This window comes from Bradyrhizobium sp. Mp19, from assembly GCF_029952935.1.
Taxonomy (GTDB): domain Bacteria; phylum Pseudomonadota; class Alphaproteobacteria; order Rhizobiales; family Xanthobacteraceae; genus Bradyrhizobium; species Bradyrhizobium elkanii.
On record NZ_JASAUT010000004.1, the window covers coordinates 158,371 to 175,328 of the forward strand.

Here is a 16,958-nt window from a genome sequence, read left to right on the forward strand (position 1 = left end):
GCCGTGAACCAGTCACTCTCCCCCGCCAAGGCCGCCGCCCTGTTCGTCGTCGTGGTGCTGGCCTGGGGCATCAACTGGTCGGTCACGAAATCGCTGGTCGAAGCGGTGCCGCCGCTGTGGACCGCATCGATCCGCAGCTGGGTCGCCCTGATCGCGCTGCTGGTGATCCTGCGCGCCAGCGGCAATCTGATCATTCCGCGGATCGCCGACGTCCCTGTGGTGCTCAGCGTCGCCCTGCTGCACATGACGTTCTTCTCGACACTGGTTGCCGCCGGCCTGCGCTATCTGCCGGCCAGCAAAGGCATCGTGCTCGGCTACACCACGCCGCTCTGGGTCGCGCTGGCCGCCGGCGCCGCGCGGACCGAACGGCTCGGCGCGCTGAAGCTGGTCGGCGTCGCGCTGGGGCTCGCCGGGCTCTGCGTGATCCTCAATCCGGCGTCGCTGGACTGGAGCAATTTGCACGTCATCGCCGGCGCCGGCATGATCATCATCGCGGCGATCTGCTGGGCCGCCAACATCATCTATATCCGCTCGCACCGCTGGGTCGCGACGCCACTCCAATTGCTGCTGTGGCAGGTGCTGGTCGCAACGCTAGTGCTGACGATGACGGCGCTGATCACCGAGGGCGCGCCGACGGTGACATGGTCGCCGCACCTCGTGCTGCTGTTCCTCTATTCCGGCTTCATCGGCACCGCGCTGGCCTATTGGGCGATGTCCATGGTCAACAAGAGCCTGCCGGCGCTGACCACCTCGCTCGGCACGACGGGGACGCCGATCGTCGGCATCGTGACCGCGGCGCTGCTGCTTGGCGAGCCGATCGATCTGTCGCTGGCGATTGCCGCGGCGCTGATCGTCGGCGGCATCGCGCTGAGTTCGCTCGCGGACACGCCGTCGCGTGCGTAAGTAGGGCCTGTACTCATAGATTCGTCACGTCCGCGTCGGCCTCAGACGCTGACGTCGAAACCGACGTCACTGCATGTCGGCCTTGGGCCAAATGCGGACATGGCCAGCTCAATCGATCGCCTCGTCGGCGCGCGGGCAACGACATCGCGAAACGGCAATGGGCGCGATTGAGCAATTAGTATTGATCCAGATCAAGACCGCTGCCACCGGCCGGCCACTACGCTGTCGGCTAGGAAGCGCCGCCCAACACGTACCGAAGGATGTTGGACTCAGGGATGAGCATTTTTGTTCAAGTTCATGAGCGCAATCTTCGGTACCAAGGCGGAGGCGACCTCGCCGGGCGTTACCGAAACGTGGGAGCGATCATGAGTGCACCGTCTCCCCGGTAATGAAGCCGCACATCACGAGTACAGTCGGCTACTTCCCACAGGAGCCTTTCAAGAAGGACACAACTCATGTCGAACTATGATCGAAATGCAGCTGCGCCGGGCTTCCCCGCAAACGGCGCCATAGCGATAGACGTCGGCCTTCGCGCTTTTATGCTGCGCGTATATAATTACATGGCCGCCGGCGTTGGCTTGACCGGCGCTGCAGCGTTTTTGACCTATCAGTTCACCGGCCCTGAATTGCTTCAAAGTCCGCTGATGTGGGTGCTAATGCTGGCGCCACTGGGACTAGTGTTCTTTATCAGTGCACGAATCAACACGCTGTCGGTGGAAGCTGCGCGAGGATTGTTTTTCCTCTATGCGGCCCTGGTCGGGATTTCATTGTCGACCATCTTCCACATTTACACACAGTCCTCGATCACCAGAGTGTTCTTCATCTCAGCGGCGGCCTTCGGCGCGCTCAGTATCTGGGGCTACAGTACCCAGCGAAGCTTGTCTGGATTTGGAACGTTCCTGCTTATGGGCTTGATCGGCATCATTATCGCTAGCCTGGTCAATCTGTTTCTGAGATCGAGCGGGCTCGATTGGATGATTTCCATTATCGGAGTCGGCGTCTTCGCGGGGCTCACGGCCTACGATACCCAGCGGATCAAGGGGATGTACGACGGCGGCGATGACACCACTTCGGCCGGCCGCAAGGCAGTGTTGGGTGCGCTGTCACTCTACCTCAACTTCATCAACCTGTTCATGATGATGCTGCGCCTGATGGGCGGCCGACGCTAGACTACGACCGTCATTCTCGAGTGCGATCCGCTCGCCACTGCGCGATGAGGCGCGACGATTGAATAACAAGGGCGCTTTGGCGTGGGAATGTCTGCTGAGGGTCAACTCGGAAGTCGGAACGCGCAACCGTAACTTCCGCTTCACCTCCGACGCTTTCGATAGCCTGCGCGGCACTTCCGAAAAGGGCAGTGACCCGGGCGCCTACATTGATCCAGATCAACGGGCGGGGGCCGGCTACTATAGAGTTGCTCCGCTGAGATCGTTAGATACTCCCAACCCTGCCCGACATCGAGTGCTCGACGTATCATTGCTGCGCAAGCTGAAGGGATATTGAAATGATCACAGTTCCGGAACTGGTATCGCAAGCCTTGGGGTCGTTTCTAACGGCGGAAACGAAGGACCGGTTTGGCGCTTCACATGCCGGTTTGACTGAGCTGCTTCCGTTTGCGGCGAAGCTCACGTTGGAGTGCATCGGTAACAGCGACGCCCTGTACCACAACATTGAGCATACATTGCTCGTTACCCTTGCCGGACACGACATCTTAACCGGACGTGCGCTGTTGCGGCCGACGACAGCAAACGATTATGCGAATTTCATTCTGGCGTGCCTCACCCATGACATCGGGTACGTTCGCGGCGTTGTTCAAGGAGATGAAGACGAGTCCTTTATCGCAGATGTAAATGGCGGCACCATTCGTCTGCCTCGAGGATCGTCCGATGCCGCGCTTGCACCGTATCACGTGGACCGTTCGAAATTGTTCGTCCTTGAGCGTCTGGACTCAGAAGAGTTGGATGCGAACCGCGTGGCCCGGGCAATCGAATATACCCGCTTTCCTTATACGCTATCCTCGAACGACAGTCTGATAGAAGAGGAGGGGTTGCTGCTGCGGGCCGCCGATCTTATCGGGCAGCTCGGCGATCCCCACTATCTGAGGAAGTCGAACGCGCTGTTCTACGAATTTGAAGAGGTCGGGCTCAACAAAACGCTGGGCTACGCGACGCCGGCAGACATCGTTTATAAGTATCCCCAATTTTACTGGAAGACCGCTGCTCCCCAAATTCAAACGGCGATACGCTACCTCAATGTCACTTCTCGCGGCCGTCAATGGATAGCAACTCTCTATGGTAACGTGTTTCGGGCGGAGCGTGAGATGAATCTGTCGGGACCGCAGCCGTAATTGGCGCCGTCTCGTAGCTGAACATGGTGACAGTGCCGACCACGAGCGCAGGTGGTTTGCCAGAATCTACCAATGGATCAGGTTCGGGTCATAAGCCGCCGATAACTACCGAACTGGGCAACTTCCGCTTTATGACTGGAAGCCGACGGTTATGAGTGAACGCCCTAGGCCGTCGCGAGCGGCCTCACTCGCAGCGCGCCGCGCAGGCCGGCGCCGGTGCCGAGCATGATGCCGGCGATCGCGATGAGGGACGACAGCGAGAGCGTCGACAGTCCCGTCAGCCCCTGCCCGACCGAGCAGCCGAACGCCATCACGCCGCCGGCGCCCATCAGAGCGGCGCCGCTCGCCGAGCGCAACATGTGCTGCGGCGACCGATAGCCTTCGAGCTGAAAGCGCCCGGTGGCGATGGCCGTGATCAGGCTGCCGGCGAACACGCCGAACACGGTGACGATGCCAAAATTCAGCGTCGAGCCGGTCGACAGCATCACATATTGCAAGGCGTCGGCGATCGGCGCGATGAAGGTCAGCGAGGTTACCGGCACCGGATTGAAATCGTCGGCGCCGAGATAGCCGGTCGCGTACCAGCCGCCCGCCACCAGCAGGCCCACGATCAGGCCGGCCGCGATCTGTCCGAATGATTTCCGGAATGGCGCATGGGCGAAGGCGAAGATGATCAGGACGGCTGATAGCGCTGACGCCGCGATCATCCGCGCCGGCACCGCGCCGAGGCCGATGCTTGCCAGCAGCGACGGCACCGAATTGGCGGCGACTGTGGCCTGCGAGGCCTGCACCATCGCGATCCGCACCGGGGCGATCAGGCCCTTCAGCGTCATCTCGGCGAAAATGCCGAGCACGATCACGACCACGAAGGAACGCAGATTGCCGCGCCCGAGCAGCACCAGCGCCCGCGAGCCGCAGCCGTTCGACAGCACCATGCCGTAACCGAACAGCAGCCCGCCGAGGAACATCACCGGCGCCGAGAAGGACGGTTGCAGATAGATCGACTTGCCGAGATCGACGAGGCCTGCCGCCGCCAAAAGCTGCGAGGCGGCGATCGCAACCCCCATCGCCAGCGCATAGGTGCGCGCCAAGCGGCCGTCGCCCTCCGCCCACCAGCCGCGCAGGCCGCTCATCATGCAGAAGCCGCTGAGCAGCCCGACCGAGCCATAGATCAGGCCGATGATCAGGGCGGCGAGGATGACGATCGTGGCGGGGTCCATGCGGGTTCTCTCGGTCTATGCCGTCATTGCGAGGAGCGAAGCGACGAAGCAATCCATTGCTTCCGCGAATATGGAACGATGGATTGGATTGCTTCGCTTCGCTCGCAATGACGGTAGTTCATGGTCGCAAAATCACGCGGTCGCGCGACGAGCCTGCCACGGCAACAAACGCCGCCTTGGCCTGTTCCAGCGGATAGATCGCGCTCGGCTTGATCGGGAATGGCTTCAGATGTCCGCCGGCAAAGCCCGGCGCAAGCTCGCGCAACACCTCGCCGGTCGCAACCGACGACAGCGCAAGCGTGTCGATGCCGACATAGGTGTGCTGGCCGCGGTAGAATTCGAGAATGTTGAACTGCACGATGCGGTCGACCGCCGCGATCAGGATCTGGCGGCCGCGCAGCGCCAGCGACTTGTGCGCGGCCTGGAAATAGGGATCGCCGACCGTGTTGTAGACGATGTCGGCGCCCTTGCCGCCGGTCAGCTCGCGCACGCGAGCGGCGACGTCGGTGGTCGAGGCGTCGATCACTTCGACCGGCGAATTGCTGTGGCCCTCATAGGGCTCGCTCTTGCGCACCACGCCGATCACGCGCGCGCCGTGCCAGCTCGCGATCTGCACCGCGGCCTGCCCGACCTTGCCGTTGACGCCCATCACCAGCACGCTCTCGCCCGTCTTCGGCAGGCCGGCGCGGCGCAGGCCCTCCATCGCGGTGACGAAGGGCACGCCGATCCCGGCGGCTTCGTCCCAGGAAATGCCGGCGGGCTTTTCCACCACCGCATCGCGCTCGACCGCCAGATGCGTGGCATGGGTGCCGTCGCGGCGGATGCCGAGGTCGCCGGACGAGCCGAACACCTCACGCCCGATGAATTCAGCCGGGCCATCGATCACGACGCCGGCGTAGTCGCGGCCCGAGGTACGCGGGAATATGGCATAGGGCATCAGCCCGGTCGCGGCTTTCACATCGGACGGATTGACCGCCGCCGCCCTCACCTCGATCAAGACGTCGTTGTCGCCGCGCGAAAGTGCATGAGTCTCGACCACCGGCGCCACCGCCGCCGCGTTCTCCGCCTTCGTCAGCAGGCGCACGCAGCGGGCGTCGACCGCGCGACTGTCTGGGTTGGAAGCGGATTGCATCCGTGTCTCCGGCCGAAGGGCATGGTGCCGAATTGAAGCCCTTATGGATCGGCTCCATGGTGGCTGTGCCCGCAACTAACGAACTTGTCGATTAGACTAAGAGGGCCGATCCGGCAAGCACGAGAGAGCGCTTAGTCCCCGGAAGGTGGAGTTTAGGAATGCGGCGATCGACGCGCAGAAAGCTCCCGTAAGGCGACGAAGTCGCCACGCACAAAGGCCTCCTTTTTCGCCCGGCTCCACTTCTTGAGCTTGCGTTCATTCTCGATCGCGTCCGTTATGCGATCGAACCATTGAGAGAAAACCAGCGTCACCGGGCGACGCGTCGCCGTGTAGCCGCCGAGTGTTCCGGCATTGTGCTGAGCAATTCTGATTTCCAATGCCGTACGCGTTATTCCAATGTAAAAGCTGCCATCCGCGCATCGGAGTATATAAAGGAACGCTCCTTCCGCCATCCTTCCCACCGCGTCTTCGCCTCTCGCCCTCATCCTGAGGAGCCGCGAAGCGGCGTCTCGAAGGATGGAGCCACCGGCGTGGCCTCATGGTTCGAGACGGCGCTTTGCGCCTCCTCACCATGAGGGGATAAAGTTAGGATTTCGGCCGCTTGTCGTAAACACGTTTCGCCTTGCCGAGCGAACGCTCCAGCGTCTCGGGCGCAACGACGCGGACGCGGGTCGAGATGCCGATCGTGTTCTTGATGAAGGCGGAGACCTTCTCGGCGTGCGCGGTCAGCCCTTCGCCGTCCCAGCTCTCGGGCCGGGCTTCGGCAAGCACCGTCATCTCGTCCATGCGGCCCTCGCGGGTCAGCTCGATGACAAAGTGACCGCCGCACCAGTCGGTCGCCAGCAGCGCTTCCTCGATCTGGGTCGGGAACACGTTGACGCCGCGCAGGATGATCATGTCGTCGGAGCGGCCGGTCACCTTCTCCATCCGCCGCATGCCGGGCCGCGCCGTGCCGGGCAACAGCCGCGTCAAATCGCGGGTGCGATAGCGGATGATCGGAAAAGCTTCCTTGGTCAGCGAGGTGAACACCAGCTCGCCTTTCTCGCCATCGGGCAGCACCTTGCCGGTCAGGGGATCGATCACCTCGGGGTAGAAGTGATCCTCCCAGATATGCAGACCGTCCTTGGTCTCCACGCATTCCTGCGCGACACCGGGACCGATCACCTCCGACAAGCCATAGATGTCAGTGGCGTCCATGTCGAACGCCTGCTCGATCTCGACGCGCATCGCGTTGGTCCAGGGCTCGGCGCCGAAGATCCCGAACTTCAGCGACGATTTGCGCGGGTCGAGGCCCTGCCGCTTGAACTCGTCGAGGATCGCCAGCATGTAGCTCGGCGTCACCGTGATGATGTCGGGCCGGAAGTCGTTGATGAGCTGCACCTGCCGCTCGGTCATGCCGCCGGAAATCGGGATCACCGTGCAACCGAGCCGCTCGGCGCCGTAATGCGCGCCGAGGCCGCCGGTGAACAGGCCATAGCCATAGGCGTTGTGCATCAGCATGCCGGTGCGGCCGCCGGCGGCACGGATCGAGCGCGCCATCACATCCGCCCAGGTGTCGATGTCGGCCCTGGTGTAGCCGACCACGATCGGCTTGCCGGTCGTACCCGAGGAGGCATGGACCCGCACCAGTTGCTCGCGCGGCACCGCGAACATGTTGAAGGGATAATTGTCGCGCAGATCGGTCTTCACCGTGAACGGGAATTTGGCGAGATCGGGAAGCTGCCTGAAATCGGACGGCTGCACGCCGGTGGCATCGAACGCCTTCCTGTAGTGCGCGACATTGTCATAGGCATGCTTGAGCGACCAGGCCAGCCGCCTGGTCTGCAGCGCCATGATCTCGTCGCGCGAGGCGCGCTCGGCCGGGTCGAGCTCGGCGCGATAACCACTGTCCTTGACCCTGAGCTTTGCCGTTGCCATCGACGTTTCCCCTGAAGCCTTTATGCCTTGATGTCCGTGTCGGGCAGCCAGGTGCCCGGTATCACGCGCGAATGCCCGCGGAATTCGGCGATCACGCTGTCGCCGGAGGTCACGCTCACGTCGTAGATTCCCGAGCGGCCACTGCGCGAGATCTCGCGCGCGGTCGCCACCAGACGATCCCCGAGCTTGCCGGGCCGGATGAAAGTGACGTTGCCCTGCGCCGCCACCGCGCGATCGTTGCGGCTGTTGCAGGCAAAGGCGAAGGCTGAATCGGCCAGCGTGAAGATGTAGCCGCCATGACAGATGCGCTGGCCGTTGACCATGTGCGGCTGCACCGTCATCGCCATCACCGCCTGCCCCGGCCTGATCTCGACGAGCTCCATGCCGAGACCCTTGCTGGCGTCGTCTTCCTTCCACATCGCGTCCGCGCAAGCGCGGGCGACATCCTCGGGCGATAGCGTGGCCTTCACGTTCACATCGAACTCCCTGTGCGTGGGCCCGTTGCGGAGGGCCTCTTGGTGTCAAATCAGTGTTGGGCGCGACGCACGAGACGTCAACGCTACTTCCGTCATTCCGGGGCGATGCGCAGCATCGAACCCGGAATCTCGAGATTCCGGGTTCGCTTCGCGCCCCGGAATGACGACAATCTCAGACGTGGTCGTAGTCGACCACGACCTTCTCAGAGCACGGCTTGGCCTGGCAGGTGAGGATGAACCCCGCCTTCAGCTCCCACGGCTCCAGCGAATAGTTCAGGTCCATCGGCGCCTCGCCTTCGACCAGCTTGGCGCGGCAGGTCGAGCACATGCCGCCCTTGCAGGCGAACGGCAGGTCCATGCCGGCGCGCAGCGCAGCGTCGAGGATCGACTCGCCGTCGGCCACCGGCACCTCGCGGCGCTTGCCGTCGATGATCAGCCCGGCAATTGCCTTCGGCGGCGCGCCGGCGGGAACGACGACCTTCGGACGCGGCTTGCCGCCGAACTCCGACACGAAGCGTTCGACATGGATACGCTCGTCGGCGATGCCGATCTCTCGGCAAGTCGCCTCGATGGTCTCGCTCATCGCGGCCGGGCCGCAGACGAAGACGTGATCGACCGTATCGGCCGGCACCAGCGAGCGCAGCAGCACCCGCACCTTCTCGCCGTCGAGCCGGCCGTGCAGGATCGGAATGTCCTGCTCCTCGCCCGAGATGACGTGGAATACCGAGAGCCGCTGCATGAAGCGGTCCTTCAGCTCCTCCAGCGCCTCGCGGAACATGACGCCTTCGGTCGAGCGGTTGCCGTAGAACAGGAAGAAGCGACTGTCCGGCTCGCGCGCCAGCACGCCCTTGATGATCGAGAGGATCGGCGTGATGCCGCTGCCGGCGGCGAAGCCGACATAGGTCCGCGCCTCGCCTGGCGCGTGGGCGACACCGAAGCGGCCGGTCGGCGTCATTACGTCGAGCTCGTCGCCGGCCTTCAGCTCGTCGGCGGCCCAGTTCGAGAATGCGCCGCCGTCGACCTTCTTCACCGCGATGCGCAATTCGCCGTCGTCGGGACCGGAGCAGATCGAATAGGAACGGCGAACCTCCTCGCCGTCCATCGTGGTGCGCAGCGTCAGATACTGGCCGGGCGTGAAGCGGTAGTCGCCTTGCAGATCGTCGGGGATCGCAAAGGTCATCGAGATCGCGTCCGACGCTTCGCGGCGCAGATCGCTGACGGACAGACGGTGGAATCGGGGCGTAAGGGACATCGCTTATTTCTCCCCGTCATTGCGAGGAGCGAGGCGACGAAGCAATCCATCGCTCAGCATGCGAGGAAGCATGGATTGCTTCGCTTCGCTCGCAATGACGGCCTTGGCGGCAAACAACGACATCATGGTCAATGACACTTGAAGTAATCGAAGGGTTCACGGCAGCTCCTGCAACGCCACAGTGCCTTGCAGGAGGTCGAGCCGAATTCGGACAGCAGTTCGGTATCGACAGAGCCGCATTGCGGGCACGCGACCGCCTGCTCGCCGAACAGCGCGCGGCGCGAGGAGCCCGGCAGCGGCGGCGCGATGCCGTACTCCTTGAGCTTGCGGCGGCCGTCCTCGCTCATCCAGTCGGTGGTCCAGGCCGGCGACAGCACGGTGCGCACCTTCGGCTTATGAATGCCTTCGCGCTCCAGCGCGAGCTCGATCTCGAGCGCGATCATGTTCATCGCGGGACAGCCGGAATAGGTCGGCGTGATCGCGACCTCGACATGACCGTCGTGGACCGCGACATCGCGCAGCACGCCGAGATCGGCGATGGTCAGCACCGGAATCTCGGGATCGACCACCTGCGCGGCCGCGCTCCAGGCGCGCCGGCGCAGATCGGCATCGCTGAGTGCAACGGTCACCATGTCGCCCCCGGAAAGGTTCGCTGCATCGATTGCAGCTCGCTGAGGAGATGGCCGAGATGTTCGCTGTGGCTGCCGCTGCGGCCGCCCTGCTGCATCCAATCGCTCTTCGGCAACGACAGCGTCGCCTCGTTGACGATGCCGGTGACCGTCTTCAGCCAGCGCGGCTTGAGCGTGGCGGGATCGATCGCGATGCCGGCGTCGATCAGGCCGCGCTCGCCGTCGTCGACCGCGAACATCTCGCCGGTATAGGCCCAGAGATCGTCGATCGCGCCCTGCGCGCGGCGGTGGCTCTCCTCGGTGCCGTCGCCGAGCCGGACGATCCATTCCGACGAATGCCTGACATGATAGGCGCTCTCCTTCTCCGACTTCGCCGCTATCGCAGCCAGCGTCGGATCGGACGAGGCCATCATCGCGCGCCAGTAGAGATCGGCGAATGCCGCGTAGAAGAACTGCCGCACCATGGTGCGGGCAAAATCGCCGTTCGGCTGCTCGACCAGCAGCAGATTGCGGTACTGCCTGACGTCGCGCAGATAGGCGAACTTGTCTTCGTCGTTGCCCCGGCCTTCGACCTTGGCCGCGTAGCTGTAGAGCTCGCGGGCCTGGCCGAGCAGGTCGAGGCCCATATTGGCGAGCGCCATGTCCTCTTCCATCGCGGGCGCATGGCCGCACCATTCCGACAGCCGATGGCCGAGGATCAGCGCATCGTCGGCGCGGCGCAGCGCGTAGAGCACCAGCGGCGTTTCGGAGACTTCGATGTTGGCGGTTGCCATGTTCTCATATCCTGTATCAACACACCCGAGCCTCATCTTGAGGAGCGCCGAAGGCGCGTCTCGAAGGATGGGCCGCGGTGACTGCACGGGCCTCATGGTTCGCCTGGCGGTGCGAAGCATCGTCCAGAGACGGCGCTGCGCGCTCCTCCCCATGAGGGGGAGTGAAATTCACATGTGCCCGACTTCGTCGGGGACGTCGTAGAAGGTCGGGTGGCGGTAGATCTTGGATTCCGCCGGCTCGAACATCATGCCCTTCTCGGACGGATCGGACGCGGTGATCGCGTTCGAGGGCACCACCCAGATCGACAACCCCTCGCCGCGGCGGGTGTAGATGTCGCGCGCGGCCTGCAGGGCGAGCGTCGAATCCGCCGCATGCAGCGAGCCGACGTGCTTGTGCGCGAGGCCATTGCGGCTGCGGATGAAGACTTCCCAGAGCGGAACGTTCGGCGTGGCCATCTCTAGCGCTCCCTTATTCTGCGGCTTGCGCGAGCTGGCGGCTCTTGCGCTTCTCGGCATAGGCCATCGCGGCCTCGCGCACCCAGGCGCCCTCCTCATGCGCCTTGCGGCGCGCGGCAAGGCGATCGCGGTTGCAGGGGCCGTTGCCGGCAAGCACCTGCTTGAACTCGTCCCAGTCAATCGGGCTGTGTTCCCAATTGCCGTTCGCGTTCTGCTTCATGCCGGGATCGGGGATCGTCAGCCCGAGGAACTCGGCCTGCGGCACGGTGGCGTCGATAAATTTCTGGCGCAGCTCGTCGTTGGAGAAGCGCTTGATCTTCCATTTGCTCGAGGTGTCGCTGTGCTGGCTGACCTGGTCCGGCGGACCAAACATCATCAGCACCGGCCACCACCAGCGATCGAGCGCGTTCTGCGCCATCGCCTTCTGCTCCGCGGTGCCGCGGCACAGCGTCACCATGATCTCGAAGCCCTGGCGTTGGTGGAACGACTCCTCCTTGCAGACGCGGATCATCGCGCGCGCATAGGGGCCGTAGGAGCAACGGCACAGCGGGATCTGGTTCATGATCGCCGCGCCGTCGACCAGCCAGCCGATGGTGCCGATATCGGCCCAGGTCAGCGTCGGATAGTTGAAGATCGAGGAATATTTCGCCTTGCCCGAGAGCATCGCGTCGACCAGCTCTTCGCGCGAAGTGCCGAGCGTCTCGGCGGCGGCGTAGAGATAGAGGCCGTGGCCGCATTCATCCTGCACCTTGGCGAGCAGCGCGGCCTTGCGGCGCAGCGACGGCGCGCGGGTGATCCAGTTGCCCTCGGGGAGCATGCCGACGATTTCGGAATGGGCGTGCTGGGAAATCTGCCGGGTCAGCGTCTTGCGATAGGCGGCGGGCATCCAGTCGTTCGGCTCGATGCGCTCGTCGGCATCGATGCGGGCCTGGAACTGACTGGCACGGGCGACATCCTCGACGCCGCGATCGTCGCCGTCGGATGAGTTGAGCGCCTGCGTATACATGGCCGACCTCCCAATGTGTTGTTAGGCAGGAATATATAACATAAATTTTCAAATGCAAGAAGTTTCTGTAATATGTTCAGACGCCCTCGAAACGGCGCGCCACCGCCCCGTTGGGCTTCGGCAGCGGCCCGTCCTCGTTGGTTGCATGGTCGTCAAGCCATTGTTCCGACGGCGAAAGCAGCCCGCGATAGATCTCGCCGCAGAGTTTCCGCGCCGCCCTGCCCGGCCAATCCTTCGGCAACAGCTGATACGGCAGCAGCGGATCACGCAGCACGACCCTGCGGTAATGATGGATCAGCAGAATGCGTGCGGTGAAGGCGTCGGCATCGCTCAGCGTGTCGCCTCTGGTGATCCAGCCGTGCAGCGGCTCGAACGTCTTCATGAACTTCAGATAGGCGTCTGCGGTGCGGTCGAGCGGCCAGCTTTCGCTGAGCAATCGGCGCCCGCTGTCGTCTTCCGCCGACACTTCGAGCCGGATCGCGCGCGACGCCTCATCTGGGATCGGCGCGCCCGACGGCGCGACCCACACGCCGGGAAGCGGGCTGCCGAAGCCGGCATTCTTCAATGCCTCGCGCGCGGCGTCGCGATCCTCGGCATTGCCGATCAACAACAGCTCGAAGCGGCCGGTCCAGTCCGACGGCGGCGGATCGTAGATGTGCCGCGTTGCGGTGTCGAAGGTCTGCCGGCCCCTGGCGTTGAGCCGATAGAAGCTGTTGCGGCCGACCTTGTTGCGTTCGAGCCAGCCGTCGGCGGCGAGCCGCGACATCGCGGTGCGCACCACATTGCCGTCGATGTCGAGCGACTTGAAGAATTCGAGCAGCGTTCCGAGCCACACCGAGCCGCCGCGCGGCACGATGGAATCGCCGAACACGGTGATGACGATCGAGCCGGTGCGTGACGGCTCGCGCTTCAGCTGATCGACGATGCGGGCAAGCGGCTGTGGCATGCGCAACGCATAGCGCGTTTTGTCGATTCACGACAATGCGCGAGCCAGCAGCCGGGCTGCATCCTTCGAGACGCGGCCAAAAGGCCGCTCCTCAGGATGAGGTCTGGCTTTGGTCCTCATGGTGAGGAGCGCGGCAACGCCGCGCGTCTCGAACCATGGACGCGGATGCGATCTCAGCGATTGGGATCGGGATAAACGAAGCTGCGCCAGCCGCTGCGATCGAACGGCGCCCACTCGCCTTCCTTCTGCGCAAGGCGATCGGCGACCGCGTAGACCACGGCCGGGTGATGACCCATGCCGCAATGGCTGCTCTCGACCTCGATGCTGTCGGTCATCGACGAGGACTGCTCGCGGCAGCCCTGCCAGGCGCAGACGCCGTCGGTGCGGCTGAAGATCGCGGTGGTCGGCACCGGCGGCGCGCCGGCGAGCGAGCCGCCGAAACGCTGGTCCTCTTCGTCGGCGCGGCGGCCGCTGGCCATCTCATAGACGCGCCAAGCGTTGGTCGACTTCGGGCCGGCGGCAAACGGGCTGCCGAGCGTGATCACCTGGCGCACGCGCTCCGGCATCATCTTGGCGAGCTGGCGCGCATAGAGGCCGCCGAGGCTCCAGCCGACCACCGAGACCTTGCGGCCGGTGGTTTCATTCATCTCCTGCAGCAGCTCGACCATCCCGTCCTGCACGCCGGCGCGAAGCCCGAGATTGCGGCCCTGGCGCCAGCCGCTGACGGCGTAGTCCTTGCTTTTGAGGAAGTCGCGCAGCGGCCGGGTCGACATATCGGAGGCAATCAGCCCCGGCAGCACCAGCACCGGATGCCCATCGCCGCGCGGCGCGAGGCTGAGCAGCGGCAATGCACCAAGAAAGGCGCCGAGCTCATGAATGGCGCGGCCTTCCAGAAACATCAGCGTCCTGGACGGCGGGCGTAGCGTCTGCGCAGCAACGGACATTTCAGCTCCTCTTCCGGCAGGGCCGCCGGCAATGGGACCAACGAGAATGGGTCAACGGAATTGACGCAAACCCGGCGGAATCGTTCCGCAACGCAACAATCTGTCCTGAAAAGCTAGGGAACCGGGCACTTTCGTGCAAGCGGTCCAGGTCACACTTGCCACAACTAAAGTGACGTTCGTGCCCAATCGGTCACAGCAGCCGCAGCGTGTACTCCAGGGTGTAAAGCGCGAGGCCGGCAAGCCCGCCGATCAGGGCGCCATTGAAGCGGATGTATTGCAGGTCCTTGCCGACATTGACCTCGATCAGGGAGATCAGCTGCTCCATGTCCCAGCTCTTCATCTGGTCGGCGATGAAGGTCGAGACGCCGCTCTTCTGCTCGGCGACGACGGTGCGCAGGATGGCCACCAGGCCCTGATTGATCTCGCCGCGCAGGTCGGCGTCGCCGTCAAGCGCGTCGCCGGCCTCGACCAGCATTCGCGCCAGCTGATGCTGCAGCACCTGCGACTCGCCCGAGGCGCTGCGTTCGATGAAGTCCTTGACGTTGGCCCAGATGGTGCGCCCGAGATTGGCCAGCTCCGGCCGCGCCATCAGATCGCGCTTGAGACCGTCGATGCGATCGGCGAATGCCTTGTCGCTGCCCAGCCGGTCGACAAAGGACAGCAGCATGCGGTCGAACTCGCCGCGGAACGGGTGCTGCGGGTCGTTGCGCACTTCCTCGAAGAATTTCGTGGCGGAAGCGATGATCCGATTCACCACGAACTTGTCGGCACGATAGAGCCTGAGCAGCGTCGGCATCTCGGCGCGGACCTTGTCGCGGATCACGGCCATCGTCTCCTGCTGCGTCAGCGTCTGGTGCAGCACGCGCAGGATGTCGTCGAGCAGGCCGCCATGCTTGCCCTCCTGCACGAAGCCGCGCAGCGCGCCGGCCGCAAGCGGCGCGAGGTCGATCGAGAGCACCTGCGTCGTGACGCGGCGGCTGATGAACTGCATCAGCCCCGAGCTCTCGGTCGCCGCAAACGCTTCGGGCAGCATCCGCAGCACGAAGCGGGCGAGATCCTCCGAACGTTTGCGGTCGCGCAGCCAGTCGGCGATGAACGAACCGAAATCGATCTCGCGCAGCTTGGCCTCGACCGGCCCGGATTCCAGGAAATTGTTCTCGATGAACTCGCCTAGCTTCTCGGCGATGCGCGCCTGATTGCTCTGGATGATCGCGGTGTGCGGGATCGGCAGCCCGAGCGGACGCTTGAACAAAGCGACGACGGCATACCAGTCGGCTAGCCCGCCGATGGTCGCGGCCTCGGCAAATGCCGCGATGAAGCCGAACACCGGATGCACCGGCAGCAGCGCTTTCGCTGCGATGAAGATGATGAAGGTTGCCGCCAGCACGCCGGTCGCCAGCCACTTGACGCGCCGCAGCTCGGCCGCGCGTTCGACGTCGACTGGCGTTGCGATGAGGGTGGCGGGAAGGGTCATGGGGTTTCGCAGGGGTGACGAACGAAGCATAGCATGGCCCCACCGCCGTCATTCCGGGGCGTGCGAAGCACGAACCCGGAATCTCGAGATTCCGGATCGCCGCTTCGCGTCGTCCGGAATGACGGTGGACACATGAGCTATGAAGGACACCGCCAAAAAAGAAGGCCCGCAAATGGCGGGCCTTCGAAAAGGGCAGTCGGTCAGTGCAAGCGCGATCAGGCGGTCTTGCCGTAGACCTTGGCGAAGTTGTCCTGCGCGGTCTTCGCACCATCGGTGACGAGCTTGCCGAGATACTCGGTAGTGGCCTTCGCCCGCGAGACGAACAGTTCGCCACGCGCACGGGCCAGCTCCGACTGGATCTGGGCGGCTTCGCTCAGCGACTTGGCGGACGCGAGCTTGTCGATGCCGGCGAAGAACGCCTCGGCGTCCTGGTAGATCGCCTGTTGGATGTTGCGGCTGATCTTGGCGGCTTCGGTCACCGAACCGGCAACAGCGGACTCGATCACGTTGGTCACCTTCTCCGAGCCGGCATAGGCATCGGCAGCGCGGGTCTTGGCGGCCTCGGCCTGCTTCTTCACGAACTCACGGGCAGCTTCCGGAACTTCCAGGTTCTGAAGCTTGGTGAACGCCTCGGTGACGGGCGCGAAGGCTTCCTTGACGCTGTTCAGCACGGAATTGGTTTCGGTGGTCATTGGGGTCTCTCCATCCTCAGGTTTGAGCTATGGGCTCACCCCGTCCGGTTTGGCCCGGGGCAACGGTGTTATGACACACCTCATGGTGCGTCGCAACATCTATGTTGCAGCGCGATATCACGAACCTGTGAAGAGCACGAAGATCCGGCAGATTGCCTAGAGAATCAGCAGGAACCGGTTCCTAATTACCACTGACCGCGTCAGAGACCCCGTAAGCCTCCATCTGTGCCCGGACCTGCGCCACGTTGTGCCCGAGCACGACGATGTCGTGGGTCTTGCCCTCGACGTCGCGGACATGGTCGCGCAGCAGGGCCTCAGCCTTGAAGCCTAGGCTCTCGAACAGCGCGATCGCCGCGCGCTGGTCGACGGTCATCTGCACCGAGAACTTCTCCAGCCCGGCACCGAGCGCGATGGCGAAGGTCTCCTGCGACAGCGCCCGGCCGACGCCCTGCCCGCGCACGTCGAGCGACACCACCATCCGGATCTCGCCGACATGCGGCGACCAGGAGTGCGGATCGCGCAGCAGGGTGCCGCAGCCGACCACCTTGCCGTCCTTGATCGCGAGCAGGCTCGTGATGTCGCCGCGCTCGATCTCGTTGATCCAGGCCGACAGCACCTTCGGCTGGCTGATATTGCGCGGCAGGAACAAGAGATCATGCGTCGGCAGCTTCTGCGCGAAGGCCAGCACCGCGGCCTCGTGGTCCCGAATCATCAGGCGAAACTCGATGTCGCCCGCTTCGGTCTTGACGCGGCGCGGATAGGAACGTTGTTCGGTCATGTCGATCTCTCTC

18 protein-coding genes are annotated in these 16,958 nt (G+C 63.9%); 3 read left to right on the forward strand and 15 right to left on the reverse strand.

Annotated elements, in window-relative coordinates; all coding sequences use genetic code 11:
• The first annotated feature begins 3 nt into the window (after positions 1-3).
• The 3 genes from QJT82_RS07285 (at position 4) to QJT82_RS07295 (ending at position 3,250) form a co-directional block, all read left to right on the forward strand.
• Positions 4-903, forward strand: a complete 900-nt coding sequence (locus tag QJT82_RS07285; protein WP_035630937.1) for a DMT family transporter — start codon at positions 4-6, stop codon at positions 901-903.
• Between the two features lie 455 nt (positions 904-1,358).
• Entirely contained in the window at positions 1,359-2,072 is a 714-nt protein-coding gene (locus QJT82_RS07290) for a Bax inhibitor-1/YccA family protein (protein WP_028338779.1), read from the forward strand.
• A gap of 335 nt (positions 2,073-2,407) precedes the next feature.
• A complete protein-coding gene (locus QJT82_RS07295) occupies positions 2,408-3,250 on the forward strand; it encodes a metal-dependent phosphohydrolase (RefSeq protein ID WP_028338780.1) in 843 nt (280 codons plus the stop codon).
• Positions 3,251-3,414: 164 nt separating this feature from the next.
• Here QJT82_RS07295 and QJT82_RS07300 read toward each other — a convergent pair whose 3' ends face one another.
• From QJT82_RS07300 to QJT82_RS07370, 15 genes are all read right to left on the reverse strand, one after another.
• Entirely contained in the window at positions 3,415-4,470 is a 1,056-nt protein-coding gene (locus QJT82_RS07300) for a YeeE/YedE family protein (protein WP_028338781.1), read from the reverse strand.
• Positions 4,471-4,588: 118 nt separating this feature from the next.
• On the reverse strand, positions 4,589-5,602 hold the full coding sequence (locus tag QJT82_RS07305; protein WP_028338782.1) for a zinc-binding alcohol dehydrogenase family protein: 1,014 nt from the start codon (positions 5,600-5,602) through the stop codon (positions 4,589-4,591).
• Positions 5,603-5,754: 152 nt separating this feature from the next.
• Complete coding sequence (locus QJT82_RS07310) at positions 5,755-6,054, reverse strand: GIY-YIG nuclease family protein (RefSeq protein ID WP_028338783.1); 300 nt, start codon at positions 6,052-6,054, stop codon at positions 5,755-5,757.
• Positions 6,055-6,187: 133 nt separating this feature from the next.
• Entirely contained in the window at positions 6,188-7,519 is a 1,332-nt protein-coding gene (gene paaK / locus QJT82_RS07315; RefSeq protein WP_028338784.1) for a phenylacetate--CoA ligase PaaK, read from the reverse strand.
• 20 nt (positions 7,520-7,539) lie between these two features.
• Positions 7,540-7,995: a hydroxyphenylacetyl-CoA thioesterase PaaI gene (gene paaI, locus QJT82_RS07320; protein ID WP_018270508.1), complete on the reverse strand. Its 456-nt coding sequence runs from the start codon at positions 7,993-7,995 to the stop codon at positions 7,540-7,542.
• Between the two features lie 172 nt (positions 7,996-8,167).
• Positions 8,168-9,247, reverse strand: coding sequence for a 1,2-phenylacetyl-CoA epoxidase subunit PaaE (gene paaE / locus QJT82_RS07325; RefSeq protein WP_028338785.1), 1,080 nt, complete (start codon positions 9,245-9,247; stop codon positions 8,168-8,170).
• Between the two features lie 128 nt (positions 9,248-9,375).
• Positions 9,376-9,879: a 1,2-phenylacetyl-CoA epoxidase subunit PaaD gene (paaD, locus tag QJT82_RS07330; RefSeq protein ID WP_028338786.1), complete on the reverse strand. Its 504-nt coding sequence runs from the start codon at positions 9,877-9,879 to the stop codon at positions 9,376-9,378.
• On the reverse strand, positions 9,873-10,649 hold the full coding sequence (gene paaC / locus QJT82_RS07335; protein ID WP_028338787.1) for a 1,2-phenylacetyl-CoA epoxidase subunit PaaC: 777 nt from the start codon (positions 10,647-10,649) through the stop codon (positions 9,873-9,875). The genes paaD and paaC overlap by 7 nt, the downstream gene beginning before the upstream one ends.
• A 168-nt stretch (positions 10,650-10,817) precedes the next feature.
• Complete coding sequence (gene paaB, locus QJT82_RS07340; protein ID WP_024579339.1) at positions 10,818-11,105, reverse strand: 1,2-phenylacetyl-CoA epoxidase subunit PaaB; 288 nt, start codon at positions 11,103-11,105, stop codon at positions 10,818-10,820.
• A 13-nt stretch (positions 11,106-11,118) separates the two neighbouring features.
• Positions 11,119-12,111 carry a 1,2-phenylacetyl-CoA epoxidase subunit PaaA gene (gene paaA / locus QJT82_RS07345; protein ID WP_028338788.1) on the reverse strand — a complete coding sequence of 331 codons (993 nt, stop codon included), beginning with the start codon at positions 12,109-12,111 and terminating at the stop codon, positions 11,119-11,121.
• A 76-nt stretch (positions 12,112-12,187) separates the two neighbouring features.
• Positions 12,188-13,057: a phenylacetic acid degradation operon negative regulatory protein PaaX gene (paaX, locus tag QJT82_RS07350; RefSeq protein ID WP_028338789.1), complete on the reverse strand. Its 870-nt coding sequence runs from the start codon at positions 13,055-13,057 to the stop codon at positions 12,188-12,190.
• Between the two features lie 173 nt (positions 13,058-13,230).
• Positions 13,231-14,001 carry an alpha/beta hydrolase gene (locus QJT82_RS07355; protein ID WP_028338790.1) on the reverse strand — a complete coding sequence of 257 codons (771 nt, stop codon included), beginning with the start codon at positions 13,999-14,001 and terminating at the stop codon, positions 13,231-13,233.
• A 190-nt stretch (positions 14,002-14,191) separates the two neighbouring features.
• A complete protein-coding gene (locus tag QJT82_RS07360) occupies positions 14,192-15,475 on the reverse strand; it encodes a DUF445 domain-containing protein (protein WP_028338791.1) in 1,284 nt (427 codons plus the stop codon).
• Positions 15,476-15,690: 215 nt separating this feature from the next.
• Positions 15,691-16,167: a phasin gene (locus tag QJT82_RS07365; RefSeq protein WP_028331816.1), complete on the reverse strand. Its 477-nt coding sequence runs from the start codon at positions 16,165-16,167 to the stop codon at positions 15,691-15,693.
• 181 nt (positions 16,168-16,348) lie between these two features.
• On the reverse strand, positions 16,349-16,945 hold the full coding sequence (locus QJT82_RS07370; protein ID WP_028338792.1) for a GNAT family N-acetyltransferase: 597 nt from the start codon (positions 16,943-16,945) through the stop codon (positions 16,349-16,351).
• Positions 16,946-16,958: the final 13 nt, after the last annotated feature.

Coding starts and splice junctions, on each gene's coding strand:
- QJT82_RS07290 (WP_028338779.1), top strand. CDS start 1,359: ATGTCGAACTATGATCGAAATGCAGCTGCGCCGGGCTTCCCCGCAAAC.
- QJT82_RS07295 (WP_028338780.1), top strand. CDS start 2,408: ATGATCACAGTTCCGGAACTGGTATCGCAAGCCTTGGGGTCGTTTCTA.
- QJT82_RS07300 (WP_028338781.1), bottom strand. CDS start 4,470: ATGGACCCCGCCACGATCGTCATCCTCGCCGCCCTGATCATCGGCCTG.
- QJT82_RS07305 (WP_028338782.1), bottom strand. CDS start 5,602: ATGCAATCCGCTTCCAACCCAGACAGTCGCGCGGTCGACGCCCGCTGC.
- QJT82_RS07310 (WP_028338783.1), bottom strand. CDS start 6,054: ATGGCGGAAGGAGCGTTCCTTTATATACTCCGATGCGCGGATGGCAGC.
- paaK (WP_028338784.1), bottom strand. CDS start 7,519: ATGGCAACGGCAAAGCTCAGGGTCAAGGACAGTGGTTATCGCGCCGAG.
- paaE (WP_028338785.1), bottom strand. CDS start 9,247: ATGTCCCTTACGCCCCGATTCCACCGTCTGTCCGTCAGCGATCTGCGC.
- paaD (WP_028338786.1), bottom strand. CDS start 9,879: ATGGTGACCGTTGCACTCAGCGATGCCGATCTGCGCCGGCGCGCCTGG.
- paaC (WP_028338787.1), bottom strand. CDS start 10,649: ATGGCAACCGCCAACATCGAAGTCTCCGAAACGCCGCTGGTGCTCTAC.
- paaB (WP_024579339.1), bottom strand. CDS start 11,105: ATGGCCACGCCGAACGTTCCGCTCTGGGAAGTCTTCATCCGCAGCCGC.
- paaA (WP_028338788.1), bottom strand. CDS start 12,111: ATGTATACGCAGGCGCTCAACTCATCCGACGGCGACGATCGCGGCGTC.
- paaX (WP_028338789.1), bottom strand. CDS start 13,057: ATGCCACAGCCGCTTGCCCGCATCGTCGATCAGCTGAAGCGCGAGCCG.
- QJT82_RS07355 (WP_028338790.1), bottom strand. CDS start 14,001: ATGTCCGTTGCTGCGCAGACGCTACGCCCGCCGTCCAGGACGCTGATG.
- QJT82_RS07360 (WP_028338791.1), bottom strand. CDS start 15,475: ATGACCCTTCCCGCCACCCTCATCGCAACGCCAGTCGACGTCGAACGC.
- QJT82_RS07365 (WP_028331816.1), bottom strand. CDS start 16,167: ATGACCACCGAAACCAATTCCGTGCTGAACAGCGTCAAGGAAGCCTTC.
- QJT82_RS07370 (WP_028338792.1), bottom strand. CDS start 16,945: ATGACCGAACAACGTTCCTATCCGCGCCGCGTCAAGACCGAAGCGGGC.